Annotated in this window: 17 protein-coding genes and 1 pseudogene; 6 read left to right on the top strand and 12 right to left on the bottom strand. The window is 60.3% G+C overall.

Annotated features, from left to right (window positions below; all coding sequences use genetic code 11):
- Positions 1-12: 12 nt before the first annotated feature.
- Positions 13-384 (bottom strand): HU family DNA-binding protein, encoded by a 372-nt coding sequence (locus tag AWB65_RS27035; RefSeq protein ID WP_235007783.1) that lies wholly within the window; start codon positions 382-384, stop codon positions 13-15.
- Here AWB65_RS27035 and AWB65_RS37090 point away from each other — a divergent pair.
- Positions 305-514: a hypothetical protein gene (locus AWB65_RS37090; protein WP_235007784.1), complete on the top strand. Its 210-nt coding sequence runs from the start codon at positions 305-307 to the stop codon at positions 512-514. The genes AWB65_RS27035 and AWB65_RS37090 overlap by 80 nt on opposite strands.
- Positions 515-1,041: 527 nt before the next feature.
- Entirely contained in the window at positions 1,042-1,422 is a 381-nt protein-coding gene (locus AWB65_RS27040) for a DUF2934 domain-containing protein (RefSeq protein ID WP_087670082.1), read from the top strand.
- A gap of 676 nt (positions 1,423-2,098) precedes the next feature.
- Here the strand turns inward: AWB65_RS27040 and AWB65_RS27045 are convergent.
- From AWB65_RS27045 to AWB65_RS27080, 8 genes are all read right to left on the bottom strand, one after another.
- Positions 2,099-3,574 carry a PQQ-binding-like beta-propeller repeat protein gene (locus AWB65_RS27045; RefSeq protein WP_087670083.1) on the bottom strand — a complete coding sequence of 492 codons (1,476 nt, stop codon included), beginning with the start codon at positions 3,572-3,574 and terminating at the stop codon, positions 2,099-2,101.
- Positions 3,575-4,148: 574 nt separating this feature from the next.
- Positions 4,149-4,823, bottom strand: a complete 675-nt coding sequence (locus AWB65_RS27050) for a DUF799 domain-containing protein (protein ID WP_087670084.1) — start codon at positions 4,821-4,823, stop codon at positions 4,149-4,151.
- Positions 4,820-5,179 (bottom strand): DUF4810 domain-containing protein, encoded by a 360-nt coding sequence (locus tag AWB65_RS27055; protein ID WP_159907799.1) that lies wholly within the window; start codon positions 5,177-5,179, stop codon positions 4,820-4,822. The genes AWB65_RS27050 and AWB65_RS27055 overlap by 4 nt, the downstream gene beginning before the upstream one ends.
- A 2-nt stretch (positions 5,180-5,181) precedes the next feature.
- Positions 5,182-5,496: a hypothetical protein gene (locus AWB65_RS27060; protein ID WP_087670086.1), complete on the bottom strand. Its 315-nt coding sequence runs from the start codon at positions 5,494-5,496 to the stop codon at positions 5,182-5,184.
- A gap of 7 nt (positions 5,497-5,503) precedes the next feature.
- Positions 5,504-6,448 (bottom strand): CsgG/HfaB family protein, encoded by a 945-nt coding sequence (locus AWB65_RS27065; protein WP_087670087.1) that lies wholly within the window; start codon positions 6,446-6,448, stop codon positions 5,504-5,506.
- A gap of 712 nt (positions 6,449-7,160) precedes the next feature.
- On the bottom strand, positions 7,161-10,178 hold the full coding sequence (gene mobF / locus AWB65_RS27070; RefSeq protein ID WP_087670088.1) for a MobF family relaxase: 3,018 nt from the start codon (positions 10,176-10,178) through the stop codon (positions 7,161-7,163).
- A 14-nt stretch (positions 10,179-10,192) separates the two neighbouring features.
- Positions 10,193-11,761 (bottom strand): type IV secretion system DNA-binding domain-containing protein, encoded by a 1,569-nt coding sequence (locus AWB65_RS27075; protein ID WP_087670089.1) that lies wholly within the window; start codon positions 11,759-11,761, stop codon positions 10,193-10,195.
- Between the two features lie 229 nt (positions 11,762-11,990).
- Positions 11,991-12,386 (bottom strand): conjugal transfer protein TraA, encoded by a 396-nt coding sequence (locus tag AWB65_RS27080; RefSeq protein WP_087670090.1) that lies wholly within the window; start codon positions 12,384-12,386, stop codon positions 11,991-11,993.
- A 387-nt stretch (positions 12,387-12,773) separates the two neighbouring features.
- On the opposite strand from AWB65_RS27080, the gene AWB65_RS27085 reads away from it, so the two are divergent.
- Genes AWB65_RS27085 through AWB65_RS27095 form a run of 3 tightly spaced genes read left to right on the top strand, consistent with a single transcriptional unit; the run spans position 12,774 to position 14,439 of the window.
- Positions 12,774-13,325, top strand: coding sequence for a hypothetical protein (locus tag AWB65_RS27085; protein ID WP_087670091.1), 552 nt, complete (start codon positions 12,774-12,776; stop codon positions 13,323-13,325).
- Positions 13,322-14,035, top strand: a complete 714-nt coding sequence (gene stbB / locus AWB65_RS27090; RefSeq protein ID WP_087670092.1) for a StbB family protein — start codon at positions 13,322-13,324, stop codon at positions 14,033-14,035. Before AWB65_RS27085 ends, stbB begins: the two co-directional genes overlap by 4 nt.
- 50 nt (positions 14,036-14,085) lie before the next feature.
- Entirely contained in the window at positions 14,086-14,439 is a 354-nt protein-coding gene (locus AWB65_RS27095; RefSeq protein ID WP_087670093.1) for a hypothetical protein, read from the top strand.
- Positions 14,440-15,040: 601 nt separating this feature from the next.
- On the opposite strand, the gene AWB65_RS27100 is transcribed toward AWB65_RS27095, so the two are convergent.
- Both AWB65_RS27100 and AWB65_RS36440 read right to left on the bottom strand, forming a co-directional pair.
- The gene (locus AWB65_RS27100) at positions 15,041-15,430 is read right to left on the bottom strand and encodes a response regulator (RefSeq protein ID WP_159907802.1); all 390 of its coding nucleotides are present in this window, start codon (positions 15,428-15,430) and stop codon (positions 15,041-15,043) included.
- Positions 15,431-15,537: 107 nt separating this feature from the next.
- Positions 15,538-15,678, bottom strand: coding sequence for a hypothetical protein (locus tag AWB65_RS36440; protein WP_159907805.1), 141 nt, complete (start codon positions 15,676-15,678; stop codon positions 15,538-15,540).
- A gap of 114 nt (positions 15,679-15,792) precedes the next feature.
- On the opposite strand from AWB65_RS36440, the pseudogene AWB65_RS37095 reads away from it, so the two are divergent.
- Positions 15,793-16,015: pseudogene (locus AWB65_RS37095) on the top strand (CsbD family protein).
- 129 nt (positions 16,016-16,144) lie between these two features.
- Here AWB65_RS37095 and AWB65_RS27115 read toward each other — a convergent pair.
- On the bottom strand, positions 16,145-16,420 hold the full coding sequence (locus tag AWB65_RS27115; RefSeq protein ID WP_125474216.1) for a hypothetical protein: 276 nt from the start codon (positions 16,418-16,420) through the stop codon (positions 16,145-16,147).
- Positions 16,421-16,580: the final 160 nt, after the last annotated feature.

The raw sequence follows: 16,580 nt of genomic DNA on the forward strand, positions 1-16,580 counted from the left end.
TCGGCGCTTGATTTACAGCGCGGCGTCCTTCAGTTTCTTCAGCGGACGTACTTTCAGGCGCACCGAAGCGGGCTTCGCGGCGAACCACTTGTCTTCGCCGGAGAACGGGTCCTTGCCGAAGCGCTTTTTCTTGGCGGGCACGTCCTGGGCCACGACCTTCAACAGGCCCGGCAGCGTGAACTCCTTCGCGCCTTTCTTGTGGATTGATGCGAGCACCGTTTCTTCGAGTGCGGCCATCAACGCCTTCGCGGCTTTCGGTTCAACGCCAGCACGCTCGGCGAGATGTACGGTAAGCGAGGCCTTCGTGAACGAATCCTTGATGGGTTTCAACGGCGCAGCAGCAGCGACCGCTTTCTTCGTGGCAGATGCGGTGGCCTTCTTCACCAGAGGAGCCTTCTTCGCAACAGGGGTAGTCGCCTTTTTAGGGGCCTTTGCAGCGTTTGTTGCACTTGCTTTTGCCATGTATTCCTCGTCTTTGACCAAAGGTTGGCCTGAGATTCTTGCCTTTGAATAGTCGCCGACATATGCAAAGGTGCAATTCCTCGGGCTGGCGATAGCGTATCAATGCAAGCACGAATCTGCAACGGTCTGAGCACCGAAAACAAAGGGTTCGCGGCCAGGACGAGGCGAAAGTGACGACCTGTGCCGCACTTCAGGGCGTTGAGCCCGCTCAACCCACGGTTAGGGGCGGGTGCAGCAGGCGCTCTGTCGGCCGGGCGTCTTGGCGCGCAAGCACGTGGCCGCGTTCCAGCTGGTCGATCGAGACTTGCGTAAGCCATGACAAGTCGCGCATCGACATGAGCGCCAGGGCGTGCGTTGAATGCGTCGAGCGTCTGCTTCATTGCAGTCACGCACGTCACGCATTTTCCTTCTTAACGGCACGCTTTGCCCAGAGGGATGTCACGCCGGCTGCCTTTATCGAAAGGCGACCGGCGCGCCGGATTTGGAGTGCTATGCCCCTCGCTGGCCGAGGGTTCAAGTAGTTGAGCCTCTCCGTGCACCCTGTACCATCTACTTTTCGACTAACTCCGTGGAGCCACAATGCCCCTTGAAACACCGGAAGAGCACATTCAATTGCACGCGTACCGGCTGTGGGAAGCCGACGGCCGTCCGCACGGCCGCGACGAATATTACTGGCATCAAGCGTGCGCTCAGCTGCAAACGGACGTTGCTCCGCCGAGCGGCCTTTCATCGGACGAAGGTACAAAGCCAACGGATCGGAAGGTCACGACGAAAAAGACGGCCACTACGAGCAATGCTGAAAAGGCTTCGAAGCCTAAGAACAAGAATGTTTCCGTCGCCTCCGGTGCTGAGCGGACATCCAAAACCAAAGGAAAAGTTTCAGGAAAAACAGGTGCCGATATTCCAGACACGAAAGAGGCCGTGCCGAAATCAGCGAAGAAGAGCACCCAGAAGAGCTGAGTGCAAATAGCGAACAAGGGTCGGAGAACAGTCGATAGCGTTTAGAGGGGCGCCGCAAGTGCGGTACGCGAAGAAGCTGCCATTGAGGTGACACAAATTCCAACGACGGTTGAGGGCGGCCGAAACTGTAAGTTGGCGGATGCAGGAAGCGGCCGTCCCGCTGCTCGACGCCGTCACCGTCTGCAACCCGCCATCTTGCTGACGTCCAAGCGGGCCTCGTCGAACCTTGGCAATGACCGAACCTGCGTTTAGCTCGTCCGTTAAGTTCCACATCTGTTTCAACGGCAGGACTTCCTTCTTGGCGAACAGCGAGTGGTGGTCGAACCGCAACATGGGTCGCCCACCACTCGCGCTCCGGACTGTCGCAAGGAAATCGGAATTACCTCGATGCTGACGCAGACTATCGCCAAGAGTCTTCTGCTCCGAAGCCACGATTCCTATCGAAGTTCAATCGCTCCATCCTTCCGGTCTCCCGGAGTAAGCGACGTCGAATTTCGTCGTCCGCTTTTTATCCAGCTTGCACAACATCGCGCCCACATCCATCGCAATAAGAAATACCGGACAAGTTCATTCGTTTATTACTGGCACCCGACAGTCTCGGGGGAGTTGACGGGAGACGGCGGCTGGCCGACGGGTCGACCCAGCCAGCATGACAAGCTGAACGACGCTGTCGGCCCTATCTCGTTGCGGCGCCCCCCAACGTCGTCGTGGATGCTTCACACGGGGTCCCATGAAAACTGGTCGCCGGTGGGTTGAGAGGCGGGAAGACGAACATGAAGTTTGTCTGGTCGTTGCCGGTCGCTGCCGCTGCATACACGTATCCCCTCGAACTAATTACCGGCGACGAGCGTCCTCCGCCATGCCAGTTTAGCGTCGCTACGGTCTGCAGCGTCGCGATGTCGAGCGTGGTTAGGGCGGCTGTCGTCGCGACGTATACGAGGTTGCACGACGAGGCTGCCGCGACGATCGACCTACCGGTCAGCTTGACGTGGTTGCTAAGCGCATGAGCGACCGAAAATTCCGCGATCCCGCCAAACTCCTCGACGACGATCAGCCGGCCGTCGGGCAGGCGCGTTGGAACGGCAGCCACGAAGCTGATATCGCCTATGGAGTCGCCCATCGGGGTAAAGTTCGGTCCGGCGAACGTGAGCCGGTTCAGTTTTTTGCCTCCGCTCGCCGCCACGACCGTATGGCCGTCGGGCAAGATGAGCGGCCCTGACGACGCGAGGCGATCCGGGTCGTGCACGCGAAACCGCTCAGTAAAGCCTTGCGCTGGATCGAAGGTATAACCGACGACATCCTGTTTTGCGTCGGACACCATGACCGTCGGCGCTTCGCCCTTGTTGCTCTGCCAGATCGCGACGTTGGACAGTGGCCAGGTCGTATCCTCAGGCAAGCACAGGGAAGGGTCCGTGCATGTCGAAGGTTGACCTGCAAACCCTCCATATCCGAAAGGCGGCAACAGGTCGAGCAGACTTGTCCAGTCTCCTCCGCCCGTCACTGTACCGGGCGACGGCTCCAATACGGGAGCATCGCCCAGCACCGCGCCGCTGGTGGAGAACGCGACCAGGCGCAGCGACGTGGAGAGCGGTGCAGCGTAGATCGCCGGCACCATGACTGCCTCGACGCCATTACTGCTCCAGATGTTCGGCGGCGCGTTCGCATCGCCGCGACTGCTGTACTTCGTGCCGCCCCAGCGCTGAGGGAAGGGCGTCTGATACAGCCAGCCGCCGCCTGCAGAGAACTTGTGCAACGTGGATTCGTAGCGATAGAGGCTCGTCTCTCCGTCGACGAGAAAGCGTGTCTCCGCGACGATATACACCGAGCCGTCCGCGCCGACCACGGGTGAGGACGTTACCCATTGTCCTGCGGGCAACTGGCGGCTCCAGGCCGGTGTGCCATCGGCGTGAAAAGCGAGCACCTGGCCGTTGAGATTGCCGATGTAAACCGTTCCGTCGGGTCCAACGACCGGAGCGGCGCCGGATGCGAGAGGGCCGATCGTCGCGGCGCGCACTGGCCTTGATGCGGGGGCCGTGACCACCTTGGCGAAGCTGGTGTTCGCCGAGTCCGCGTGCGGATATCTCCACTCAGTATGGCCGGGCGCGGCAACCGCTGCGAGAGCGGCAGCACACAGCATGAGTTTGATGTTCATCGCGTTTCTCCCAAGTTGATTTTCGGAAGAGTACAGTGGCCCGCATGGGACTCACCGGCGCATAGGACGGTAGGCTTCGCCCCTGCAGCGTTGCGTTTCCATTTGCAGTGGCCCGAAGTTGACTGGTAGTTTTTGTGTTGGTCAGGACAGGCGGCGACTGGCTCTCCATAGCCGCTCTAAGGCACATAACGGGCCAATCGAGGGTCGTTCCTTCGACCTAAAACGTAACTGTTTGATTTTTTGATGGTTCAGCGTCTGAGGTGATCGCTTTGAGATGACGCGACACCCATCGAGAAGAAATGAGATGGTGGTGGCACTCCAACACATGGTGTCTTGGTGTTGGCCTACATCCGATACTCACGGTCGGGCATTCGACTGCCGGACATTTACGTTGCTTTCTCGGCGGGAGCGGCCGTTGGCGCCACGTGAACCGACGGCGCCGTGGGTTGCGTCGTTCCACAACAACTTCGCCGATACATCGCATGTGCGCAGGAGAGGATAGATTGCCGCACCATGGATTTATTCCCGCGTTTGCTCTCGCGGGAACACTTCATCTCAAACTGAGGCGATCGACTCAGAACGTCTCGCCGTCAGCCTTGTAGTGACCATCATAAGGGCCGGCTGGCAGTCCCTGGCCAGCCTTGTTGACCGAGATCGCGTTTGCCTGCTGAGCCAAAGGAACGTAATTCGGCTTCGTCTTTGCGATCGCCGCCGTGATTGCCGCAGCAATCAACGTCGCAAGCGGGTTACCCGCACTCGCGGCCTGCGGCGAGTAGACCATGGTCTGTCTATGGGTCCACAGAGTCTCTCCGGTAGTGCCGCTCTTTAGCGCATAGACGAGTTCGACCGTCACCGACGTTGCCAAAACCGCATACTTCGCATCCCACCGGTTGATGGTGACATACATGATCGAGTCTGTGCCGAACATCCTGCCCAGAGCGGTCGGATCGCTGGCATGAACAAGATCAGCGTCACCAAGTCCATCATCCTCCATGACCCGCTTCGTCAGGTTCACCGGAAAGACGTAATAGCCGCGTTCTGCCAACGGCCGACTGATCGTTGACAAAAAGTAATCTGGCGCATCCACGTCGACGCTGCGGTTGACAACCGGCACGACAAGAATCGAATGCGGATCGGCATGCCGGAAAGTGGTGTAATCGTTGTGGACGGGAATTGGCGCGCATGCTGCCATCGTAACTACGGACGTTGCGGCGAGAACAAGCTTCAAGAGGCGGTGTGCTGCGCTCATTGCTTCGCCTCCTTCGCGCTAGAGGCGACCCTGATCATGGTCGTCATAAAGACCGTCGACTCCGGCCAGGTGGCTTTTTCTTTTTCAAAGAAGACAGCAGCTTGCTTCGAGTCACCGGACTCAAGCAAGACCTGGCCATATTCAGCGTAGATTCCCGGAGGCACCTTCCTGCCTGATGTCTCGGCCTTGCTGATAGTATCAGCCAAGTGTTCAGCGAATGCCGTGGTGTCTCCGGGCGTCTTGTAGTGTTCGTACAAGGACGACTCGTAGTTTCCCCAGGCGTATTTTGACTGAGGGGCACAGGCAGCGGTCATTCCGGCTACCGTGAGCACGACTGCAAGTTTCCAGGCTTTCATTGTCATTGTCCTCCACTCGTTACGTCCACTGCGACTGTTTCTCCGCTAGCAGCCAAGATTTTTTTCTTTGCCAGCACTGTGTTGCCTTGACGAACTTCAACGGCGTGCGGGCCTTCCTCGATGGACATCACGCCGTTGACGCCGTTGTACTGGTTCGCCGGTCCAATCAACTGCCCGTCAAGTAGGAGTTCGCTGTCGATCGGCGCGCCGACAAGACTAAGGGTAGGGCGGGCGCTGCCCGAAGCGACCTGACTATGGGGCATAGCGCAGCCCGCAATGGCAACTACAAGCGTTGCCGCGCAAATGGATCGCATCATTTATGGGTTACTCGGCTACGAATAGAGATTTGTCTTTCGTGACTGATCCGCTTGTCACAAGGGCCACAGAGCCTTCATTTACTTCGCTATCGCCAAAATTTGAAGACACGCGAATGGTGGCGATGGGAGTCGGGGGCAATGCGATAGTGAGGCCCGTTTGACCGCTCTGGATCGACTCCCCCGCCTTGTAGACGCGAAAGGTGGAACCAGGCTTGATCCCTTGCAGCGCACCGCCGCTGATGTAGACCGTAGCGCCGTCTGCCTTGAGGATGTCAGACTTCCACGGACGCTCTTTCAGTTTTGTCATCATACGGCCGATGACGTCAGAGACCGCCGCGGAAATTGCTTTGTCATTGAGCGAGCCGTCATAGTCCGCGCGACTCCCGAATCCCGCGACCTCTCCCGACTCGGTGGAAGCTTCACCGGTACCGGATGCAGAAAAGAAGACATATCCCGTCTTGACGTCGACCAGTCTCAACTCTACTTTCGCATGGGCGTTCTGAACTTTCGTCGCGCTTAGGAAGCCCGCCTTGCCCGTGGTGCTGCGACCGAATTCAGTCACCGATCCCAAAATGAGCGCGTCCACACCTATGAGGCCTGAATCTTTCGAAAGGGATTGTTCGGCGGCCACCTTCGCGATATCGGGGCGTTCAAAAACAAGGAACTGCTTCGACGCTACCAGTCGGCTTGCCAAGATGTCGCTGGCCTGCTTACCCAGCGGATCGAGGCTGGCATCGGTGACGAAGGTGCGACCGTAGCGCGTTTCGTTGCTAAAACGGCCGATGGCGATTTTTCTCTTAACCGCCTTCTCGTCAGTCGCAGAGCTCGCGACTTGCGCTGCTTGCTGCTGCGTCCTGGGAGCGGGTGCTTCCTTGACTTGCGGAGGCGTAGACACGGTTGCGCAAGCCGCGAGCATCGCACTCGCTGCGCTGACGACTATAGTTTTTTTCATTATTCCCCGGAGGCCACATCTAGTAATTTTGCGACAGTCTATGGTTACATTGGGTTGCAAGCAAGTTTGCATTTTTCCTAATTTGACGGGAAATACAACAGTTGCAGAGACGCGGTCAAAAGCCCTAAAGACCCTGCGTGTGTCGCTCTTGCGTCAGCCCGGACGTAGCTCAGCACCGGTCCGCAGGTTTTAAGACACCCGCGCCCAATATCGCGATTCACAGAGGCAGCGAAAGGCGCGCGCACTAGTTACGAGCGATAGTCGGCCGGACGTCGGCCAAAGTTTGCAATGTACATTCGTGACCGGCTGGGCGACCTCATGAAATCAAACGGTCGCTAGGACAACATGTTCTACGTTGGTTTACGGCAGCCGCGAAAGTTTCTTGAGTATCTTTCGCGACTTGGTAGGTGCAGTGCGGCGCGGCAAAGACAGCGTCCGCATATATTGCTTGATCGATCTCTGCGCGCTTGCGGCGCAGTTCATCGGCCAGCACACTTCTCGAGCGTCCTTTGCGGCGAATGTCAGTGGCCCAGTAAGGTCGGGTAGGGAATATCGTCACGCAATTATGCGGCGATCAGCGATGAGCCAAGTCTTCGACCGTTCTATCAAACGCTTTCGAAGCCCGACAGCTTGAGGCTGCCAAACGGCGTTGCAGTTCTCGTTCGCCAAATGATCATCGTCGCGGAGCGCAGCCGGCCGTGCGGATAGCTTTCTAGCCAAAGCGTCCATACGCCGATGGCTTCTTGCCGCTCACTGGTTGCGGTCGCGGCTGTTCGAGCTGATGTTCGAGCTGATGCAACGTCTGCCTGTCGTGCGCCACGCCCTTCGGTTGCATGCCGGCTTCGCGCCGCTGCACATAACGTTCGCGCTGGATCGCCAGCGCCGTGCTCTTGTCGAAGCGCCGGGCGATCGCCGCCGGCAGCTCGTTGATCGCATTGGTGTAAATGCGCGCCTCGTGACGCGCGCGGGTGATGGCGACGTAATACAGATTCATCGAGGTGGTTCGGCTTCTCGTATCGAGCGCGATCAACGCACGCTCGTTGGTCAAGCCTTGCGCGCTATGGACGGTGGACGCGTAGGCATGCTCGAGGTGCAGCGGCCGGTTCGCCAGCAGCTCGAGCGAGCGCGCCGGCCGGCCGTCGCGCTGCTCGACCGATTCGAGCTGGACGATGCCGCCGGTGACGCCTGCAACCCGCATGCGGTCGCCGTTCGTCAGATCGCGGCCGGGATCATTGCGGTTGATTCGCACGGTGTCCCCGACCGACAGCTCGGCGCGCTCGAGGTGATAGACGCTCAACTGCGTGACCTTGCGCGGATTGATCATGGTAGTCGTGCCGTCCTGCCGTTGCAAAACCAGCGTATTGCCGGGCAACGCTTCGTCGACGCGGTAGGTTTCGCCGCGTGCCAAGCCGGCTTTGGGGCAGTCCTTTTCCGGCTGGATCACCATCCCGGACCGGTAGCTGGGCGCAAAGCGACGCTGCGCCTGCGTCAGGTCGACACGCGTGAGCGTCTCGAACTCCCGGCCTTGACCCGTCAGGCGCAGCGACTCGCGCACCATCGCGTTGATCTCGCGACGCGCCTGATTGGTGCCGGCGACGATCAGGGTGTCGCGGCGCTCGGGCTCGGTGAGCCTGAGGTAGTCGTCGCCGATGGCCCGGTGCCGCTCGGCCGGCTCTTTCAGTTCCTCGACGTGCTTGATGTGCGCGAGCGATTGCGTAACGCGGCCCTCAGCCGCATGCTCGACCGCGGTCTTCAGGTCGTGGTCGGTCTGTCGCTGAATTTCGCTGATGCGCGCGGTTTGCATGCCGTCCTGCTGCAGCTGCGCGAACGGTTTGCCGGCTTCAATCGCTGCCGTTTGCTTGGTGTCGCCGAGCAACACCATGCGCGCACCGGTTTTCTCGACAAGCCGCATGACCTGTTCCATCTGGCGAGCGCCGACCACGCCGGACTCGTCCAGAACGAGGATCGTCTTGCCGTCGATGGGCTTGTTCTTGCTGCGTAAAAAGCTCGCCAGCGTGTGCGCTTCCAGCCCCTCGTTCTTGAGCGCCTTGACCTGATTGCCGTAGGGCGCGAGCGCGACCGCGCGATAACCGTCGCTCAGGCCAGAGGCCTGTTGGATCAGGGCGATAGCGTGATTCACCGTATAGGTTTTCCCGGTCCCGGCGTCGCCCTGGATGCCGACGAACCGGTTTCTGGTGCTGACGATCGCTTCCACGGCGCGACGCTGCCCAGCGTTCAATGGGGTGCCCTCCAGCGCCGTATTGACGGCGGCCGCTGTCATGATGGGTTCGACCGCGCCGCGCCCGGTGCGCTCGATCGCAAGAATCGCTTTCTCGCGGGCGAGCGCTTTCTGAGTTGTATAGCGTTTCTCGGCGGTCGTGAGCGAGCCGCGTTTGATCGCATTGCCGACGTACTGCTGCGCCTCTTTGTCCGACCAGCCTTTGAGCGCCTGCAGATAGTTTTTCCAGCCGGCCGCCGAGAGCGTCGGCCCATCCTTACGATCGGCCATGCGATCTGCCATGCGATAGGCCGGCACGGCCTCGATCAACGTCCCCTGGCCGACCAGTCGATTGATTTCGGCACGAACCTCGGCGGCGCCCGCCAGGCCGACTGCACGGCGCAACGCGGTCGCGGTGAGCGCCGTCTCGCGGACTACCGCCTCGCGCTCGGTCAGGTGGTTGATCGCGTACTGGACCACGGCTTGCGCCGGCGTGAGGCTCGTGGTGGCGATGCGATCGCCGGCGTCGGCGTGGACACGTCGGTCATCCCGGTCACCACGGTCGCCGCGATCGACGCGGTCGCCGCTCTGATACACACCCGCCTCATACTTGCGGCCATCAAGCCGGGAGCGCGGACCATAGTCAATGCCCAGTTCGCGGCTTTTCTCGACCCAGTATTGCTTGACAATCTCGCGCTCGGACTCATCCTTGCGCGGGCGCGTAGCCAGCGAAATCACCTGCTTTTCAAGCGTGGTCGCGCTCGCCCGCGTCTTGCCCTCGTTGGCGAGCGCCTCCTCGATCACGCGGCTACGCGCCGAGAACGCCTCGATCTGCTCGCGGCTAATGTGGGCCAACTCGAAATTCCCCTGGTCATCGACGAGCCGGATGGCATAGCCGAGCGCCTGCAGGCCGCCCGCCAGCTCCGCCTTGTAGAGTGCATCGACCTCGTGCTGCACCCGGAAGATGTCCTCGTTCGAGAGCGCGCGCCAGGCGCCGTCGGCGCGCTGCGTCATGTTCATCACGACGCAGTGGGTGTGGAGCTGCGGATCCTTAGCACGGCTCATTTCGTGCCGGAATTTGCCAATAACCATGTTGGCGGTGCGCTCGCGCGCGCTCTTTCCCTTGACCTTTTTGCGCGCCTCCGCCAGCCGTTCGACCTGCTCGAGCGCGCGCGTGACGGCTCGGTCATGCGCGGCCGTCACCTCCTTGTCACCGGCGACCAGCGCCTGTAAGGAAACCGACTTCGGCGCGGAAAACGTCAGGTCGAGCCCCATGCGCTTTTTGTGGTCGGCCGGATCGAAGGTTGTCTGGATCCGCTCGCCGTTTGGCAGTTGCCCGTCGAGCAGTCGGGACAACTGCGCCTGTTCAATCGGCCCCGTCAGGCCCAGCGCCTGTGCGCCCTGTCCCTGCCACTCGCCGGGATTTTCCTTGGCGTAATAGTCGTCGGCCGCCGAGAAGTAGTGCGCCGCCGCATACTGATTGCTGCCTCGAATCAGGGTCACGTTGAGCATGGCTCATGCCTCCATCACCGGATGTCGATCGCGGCCGCGCGATGCGGGTACTTGACGTAGGGCAGGGTGATCCTGGCGATCGGAAAATCCTCGGCAAACAGGACGTAGCCTTCCAGATCCTTAAGGTTCGAGATTTCCGAGTCCAGTACCACCGGCTCCGGGGGACTCGCGACCACATGGCGGCTTCGGCCGCCTCTGGCGCCTGCGTTGGTCGTGATCTGGATCCGTTCGACGTGGTGCTTGCCGAGAATCTCGCTCGCCTTGTCCGCGTTGAGCGCGTTCGATGCACCAAAAATCAGGTAATTACGAAAGCAGCCGAGCAAGGTCCTGGCGGCGTCGCGCCCGTACGTCTCGTCAAGTTGTGCCCAATCCTGGATCGACGCCGCCATGCGCAAGCCGTGCTTACGGCCTTTGGTCGCGGCCGGCACAAACGATTCGAGCTTGCCGAGCGACTCCAGCTCATCGAGGAAGAGCCACAACCGGCGCGACAGAACTTGCCCGTCGTCGGGGAGGCTCAGGATCGTTGCGCAGATCGTGTCGATCCAGGTGGCGACCAGCGGACGTTGCGCGGCCCGCATGTCTTCGCGCCAGGTGATAAAGAGGTTGCCCGCGTGCGGGTCATGCACCCACCGGTGTAACGAGAAGTCGCCCTGGGTCATGAAGCGCAGCGGCCGCACGTACTTGTTCATCATGAACTGGGTCGATGCGATCGCCTTCTCGGCGTTCTCCCGAAAATAGCCCTGCGAATCGGTGTTGGCGAGAAATGCCCGGATGACTTCGCCGTCCTCGCGCACCAGCAGGTTCACCAGCGTGTCTTGGTCCGGATTGTTCGTTTCAACCAACTTGCGCATGGTGTCGGCCAGTACGTCGCGCGCGTACGCGCACCACTGCTCATCACTCGGATCTATTTGCGGCGGAATGACGCTTTTCGCCATCCGATCGAAGTCGTGGATGCCCTTGATCTCGTTGAACAGCGTCCAGCCCGCCGAGCGGCGGTCGAACGGATTGAGAATCGTGTCGCCGGGAAAGCTGAATTTGGAATAGAACGTTCCGTTCGGGTCGATCACGGCCATCTTGTCGCGGCGCTTGACGGCCGACGCCATCATGCTTTCGATCGCGACCGATTTGCCCGCGCCGATCGATGCGCAAATGAGCGTGTTGCGATTCTCCAGGTGCAGCGGCATCGGCATCGGGCCGATCAGGATGGGCGGCAGGTCCTTTGCGCTCTTCTGTTCGCCCCGTCGCCGGCGATTTTCTTGGCGATTCGCCGCGTTGACCTGGCTTTTTACCCGGTGCCAGTTCGCCATGCGGGAGCCCCGCATCCAGCGGCGATACGGTGCGCCTCGAAAGCCGTCGTCGCCGTACTCACGGAAGAGGTACGCGACGCTGGCCGCCACGCCCAGGCCGGCCGCCATGCCGCCGACGATGAGCGGGTGATGGGGCGTGAGATGCAGCGCTGAGGTGAGCGCTTGCGGGAGCGGCAACAGCGGCACATGGGCGGCGTAGATCCCGGCCAGCCACCCCGCGGCAGGCAAGCTGAAGCCAGAGACCAGGGTTGCGCTTTCGACTTCGTGCTTCTGCATGGTGCACGTCCTCCGAGGAATTCAATCGCGGCGGCGCTCGAAACTGGCCGATACGGGGGCGCCCCCGTTACTTGGCATCCTCGCCGCATCGACCCATCGCGCTGCATCGAGCCGGAAAACGCGGCCCTGATCGCTCGCGCATCGGTCCCCGTCTTGGTGACTCTGTGGGTTACGCCGAGCCCGGTGATCACGGCGCTGACACGTCGTGGCTACGCCGACCGCGGCGCCATTACCAGTCTTTCGTGAAACGATCGAGCATCGCCGCCAACTCGGGCAACGATCCCGCAAGCACTTCGGCCGGGGAGCCGGCGTTTTCGCAAACGAGCACCAGTTCGTTGATGTCGCCCATCGTGGCCTTCTTGCGTACGAGAAAAATCAGCATCGCCAACAGCGCCTGCGCGGCTTTCTGAGCGCGCTCGATCTCGGCCAGGCGGCCGCCCAGTTCCTCCTGCTCGGCCCATGTCTGCACGCTGTCGCGGGCTGTCTTTCGATGGCTGCTACTATCCAGCGACTTGTCGCGGATGTACTTTGACAAGTGCCGGTAGCCCGCCAGCGCGGCCGCTTGTTCCAGCCTGCCTCGCTCGTCCTCCGAGTACCAAACGGAGATTGATTTTCCGTCGTTCATCGGTGTTTCCCGCGTCTTAGCCGTGTTTCGTTAGACTAATCTAGCACCCATAAGGCCGAGCGGCCAGTTCCTAATGAATTCCTAATGAATTTACTGACGCGAAAACGGCGCAAAGCTAGATGGGACAAGGGCCCGTTACCCCCGCAGGGGGTGCGTGATGTGTATTGAGATTTTTGGCCTGTTAAGGACAGAAATCTCTAGGGGTTAAGGGCGTCCATCCTGCTTAGGCCGAAGGCCGTAGGGAGTTGGCATCAAACAACCACCCACCTTTTAGCAGCACCGCACCAAAGCAATCCTAAGAAGGTTGTAAAACCGTAGCAATGTAATAGACTGATGATAGTGATTTGATAGTCGATTGGTAGTGAACCAGAGTCGAAAGGGACGCTCATGCGCGAACCGGACCTGAAAGCCAAAATCGATGCGATTCAGGTGACCACCAAGGCGGCACAACTCCGTCAGTTGATGCCTGCGATCGAGGCGAAGCTCGCCGAAGGCGTGCGCGCCGCGCAGATCGTGGAGATTTTGAAGCAAGGCGGGCTCGAACTCACGATCGGAACGTTTAGAAACTACCTACACCAGTACCGCATCAAGCAGGGCAGCACCGAGACCGGGAAAACCTCGCTCGCCGGTTCCCGATCGGCGGCCGGCCCCCCCCAACCCGGCCCATCCGGCCCATCCGGCCCATCCGTGCCATCCGTGCCATCAACGCTTTCGGGCCGCTCACCCCTTTCAAGCCGACCCGGCGTCGCGACCGAACCGACCCCTGAGCCGGGTGCATCGGAGTCGAACGAATCGGCGAATTCCGGCTCGCCATCACGCGAGCCCATCTCAATGCAGGAACTGCATCGCTTGATGCACCCGGACCCGGCCAAGCAGGCTGAGGAAATGGCGTACTACGAACGCCTCGCCAGGCAAAACCGAAGGAGCCGCAAACCATGAAAGTTGCGATCATCAATTTCAGTGGAAACGTGGGCAAAACGACGCTCGCCCGGCAACTGCTGGCGCCGCGCATGAAAGCGCCCGAGTTTGCGGTTGAAACGATCAATGCGGGCGCGTCAGATGAGACCGACGGCGACGTCGGGCGCCTCAAGGGTAAAGAGTTCGGTAGCCTGCAAGAGGATCTGATGCAGCTCGACTCCGCGATCGTCGATATCGGCGCGTCCAACGTCGAGGAGTTCGTGCGATTGATGGGCCAGTTCGACGGCTCGCACGAGGAATTCGACTACTACCTCGTGCCGGTCGTCAGCGAGAAGAAGCAACAGGCCGACACCGTGAACACGATTCAGACGCTCGCGCGGCTCGGTGTGCCCGCGAAGAAGATTCGCGTGGTGTTCAACAAGGTCGACACCGATGATGCGGGCGACCTGGCGCGCCTGTTTGAACCCGTGTTCGGTTATCACGATGCGCACAAGGGTTTTACGCTCCGGCCGGACGCAGTGCTGTTCAGCAATGAGATTTTTGAGCGCTTGCGGCCCCTGAAAAAGACGGTGTCGGAAGTGGTCGCCGATGAGACCGATTACCGGACGATGCTGCGTGAGGCGAAGGACGAAGACACGAAAGCACACGCGGTCAGCATGATCTCCGCGCAGCGGCTCGCCAGATCAGCGCACAAAAACCTCGATGAGGTCTACCGGACGGTGTTCCGATAACGGGGCGTCTCATGACAGGGAGCAACGTAACGACGGCCCGCGAGGCGCTGATGGCCGAGCTGCTGCAGGATGTCGACGCGCTGGTGCGGCGCGTCGAGCACGTCGACGCCGCGCTCGCCGGCAAGATCGAGCAGGCGACCACGGACGCGGCTGGACAAGCGTTTCTGGCTGCGAAGCTCAATTTCGAGTCGGTGATCGATAAAAACGCCGACAAGCTGACCAATGCCGGTCGGCACGCGGCTGCGCAGATCGGCAATCAGCTCAATCATGGCGCGGCGCAACTCGTCGCCGTGAACGCGGCCCATGCGCGCAAGATGTGGCGGTTGATGCTGCTGCTCGTCCTGCTCGCACTCGTAGCCGGCGCCGCGGGCGGCTTCATCGGTGCCAAGCTGGCCGGGGCATAAGCGGCGCGCTTTTCGGCGCTTCTTAATGAGGCGCACATAAAGGACTGGCACGCCATCGCGTCAGGAGTCGCGAAGGAGGCCGCTCGGTTAGCAGGGCGTTTTCACAACACAGCGAGGTACCCGATCGCCCAGCACTGCGGAAGCCGGCGAGGGTCGGTGCGTAGCCGATAACGGGTCAATTGCACGGCCCGCGCATGTACGAAAAACGGCCCACGGCCGTTTTCAGGCCGGGAGACGTTTATTAATGGTCAGAAACAAGGAACGCCGAACACGAGACGCCTCGATCGTCGCTCGATAAAATCGAACTGGCATTCACGTCGTGAGACATCGCCCCGCAGCGACCAAAGCAAATGCGAGGCAAAGCAAAATGTTGGGAGGGAGTACTCGTGGGGCGCTCCGAGCTTGGAAAATAAGAATTGGGACCCTTGCCGCTGCGCAGGTAGAAAACTTTCAAAGGCGTCTTAAATTTGCCAGCGATGCTGGAGCTGACGTCCATCGACGATTTGCGAGCAGTAGCCCCGGTAAGGTGACGGGCGTCGCGGCCATCGCTCGGCTGTATTTGATAACAACGAAAGAGAGGGGCTGATCAAGCGGCCCTAGGCTAGATGGCCGCCGCCTGGACAGGCGCCAGGTGATCGATAAGCGCGAGCAGGCACCGCATTGAAATGCCCTTCCGGCAGAATGCGTCGATCTGCGCTTCCTTGCCGCGCCCCATCACGTCCGCTTCGGCGAGCGAACTGTACGCGATAATCGGGGTCGCCGAAAACCGGCCAGAGTCGCGCATGGCTGCGGCGACGGCAAAGCCGTCACAAAGCGGCATTTCGATGTCGAGGATGACGATGTGAGGCGTTAAGGCCTGAGGCGTTCGGAACGCTGAATAGCCGCCGTCGACGACGGCTGTGCGAAAGCCTTCGAGGGCGAGCGCAGCGGAGAGCGCCTCCGCGACGGCACGATCGTCATCGACGATCAGCACCGCGATAGGCGGAGTCACGCTTTGGAACGCGCGGACGCTCCAAAGTCCTGAGAGAGGTGAAGAACCGTGCGGCATTTTCAGTAACGATGGTTGTTTTCATTAAACCAGCAACGGTTGTGCCGAAGCTATGTCGATCCCTGCGCAGCAGATTGAATTTGAAATTTCTGCAGGATTTTTCTGGCGTCGCTGAGCGCGGCCTCCTCGCTCGGAAACGCTTCCAGTGACTGGTGAAGAACCTGTGGCGCCGCGCCGGCGGCGTTCGGCATGATGGCCGCCCACACCCACCCCCCTGCCTGCCGCTCTACCCTGATTTCCGGGACATTTGACATTGTTGTTGGCCTCCGCTTGCTACTATAGCCGACCATAAAAGGCCGGCCGCCATGAATGAAGACCAGGTCAAAGGAGTCGGAGAGAAAGTCAAAGGGATGATTAACGAAGGCGTCGGAAAAATGACTGGCGACCCCTGCTCAGGAAGCGAAGGGCGACGCGCAACAAATCGCTGGCGAAGCTCGCAAGGATCTGGGCGACGCCAAGGAAGATGTGAGGGATTCCGCTGACAATGCAGCCGACCGCGCCGACGACACACGATCCCCAGCATCCTAATCGACGCGGTGAAAATGAAGGCCGCCACAGGCTCAACGCAGCAACGATCGTGTTCGTGCAACCCTCGCTAAGAACGCGATCCACCGTCACTACCGAGTTGATTCAGAAGGAAATGACTGCTGCAACATCTCAAGCCCTGCGTCCGTCCAACCGGGCTTCAACGACTTCGTGCAGCCTGAACAGCGCCATCTTCAGATTGCCGTCGGCCGTCAACCGACGGACCGTCTGCAGCACCTCTTGCTCAAATGGATCGGGATTGATGATGTGTTCCGTCCGTTGAGCGAGTTCTGCGACTTCAATATAAAGCTGCCCGTGATATCGGCCTTCGTGGCGGTTTAGCTGGTTCATCAAGACCGTCCAGCGGTCGGCGAGCTGCTCCAACGTTTCCGGGTAGAGCGCTTTCACAGTTCCCTCCACACGAAAAAACATATCGTTCGAATATTTTACCCATTTCCCCTCAACCTATCATAGGCACGGATGTGTACTCGTTGACGCGTGGCACCCGCCTGCTGCCTTACACCACGGTTCGAGGCTTCCAGCGATTCTTCAGTTTTATGTGGCGCAT

Origin of the sequence: Caballeronia humi, assembly GCF_001544475.1 — a bacterium.
In the GTDB taxonomy this organism is placed as follows: Bacteria; Pseudomonadota; Gammaproteobacteria; order Burkholderiales; family Burkholderiaceae; genus Caballeronia; species Caballeronia humi.

Coding starts and splice junctions, on each gene's coding strand:
- AWB65_RS27040 (WP_087670082.1), top strand. CDS start 1,042: ATGCCCCTTGAAACACCGGAAGAGCACATTCAATTGCACGCGTACCGG.
- AWB65_RS27045 (WP_087670083.1), bottom strand. CDS start 3,574: ATGAACATCAAACTCATGCTGTGTGCTGCCGCTCTCGCAGCGGTTGCC.
- AWB65_RS27050 (WP_087670084.1), bottom strand. CDS start 4,823: ATGAGCGCAGCACACCGCCTCTTGAAGCTTGTTCTCGCCGCAACGTCC.
- AWB65_RS27055 (WP_159907799.1), bottom strand. CDS start 5,179: ATGAAAGCCTGGAAACTTGCAGTCGTGCTCACGGTAGCCGGAATGACC.
- AWB65_RS27060 (WP_087670086.1), bottom strand. CDS start 5,496: ATGATGCGATCCATTTGCGCGGCAACGCTTGTAGTTGCCATTGCGGGC.
- AWB65_RS27065 (WP_087670087.1), bottom strand. CDS start 6,448: ATGAAAAAAACTATAGTCGTCAGCGCAGCGAGTGCGATGCTCGCGGCT.
- mobF (WP_087670088.1), bottom strand. CDS start 10,178: ATGCTCAACGTGACCCTGATTCGAGGCAGCAATCAGTATGCGGCGGCG.
- AWB65_RS27075 (WP_087670089.1), bottom strand. CDS start 11,761: ATGCAGAAGCACGAAGTCGAAAGCGCAACCCTGGTCTCTGGCTTCAGC.
- AWB65_RS27080 (WP_087670090.1), bottom strand. CDS start 12,386: ATGAACGACGGAAAATCAATCTCCGTTTGGTACTCGGAGGACGAGCGA.
- AWB65_RS27085 (WP_087670091.1), top strand. CDS start 12,774: ATGCGCGAACCGGACCTGAAAGCCAAAATCGATGCGATTCAGGTGACC.
- stbB (WP_087670092.1), top strand. CDS start 13,322: ATGAAAGTTGCGATCATCAATTTCAGTGGAAACGTGGGCAAAACGACG.
- AWB65_RS27095 (WP_087670093.1), top strand. CDS start 14,086: ATGGCCGAGCTGCTGCAGGATGTCGACGCGCTGGTGCGGCGCGTCGAG.
- AWB65_RS36440 (WP_159907805.1), bottom strand. CDS start 15,678: ATGCCGAACGCCGCCGGCGCGGCGCCACAGGTTCTTCACCAGTCACTG.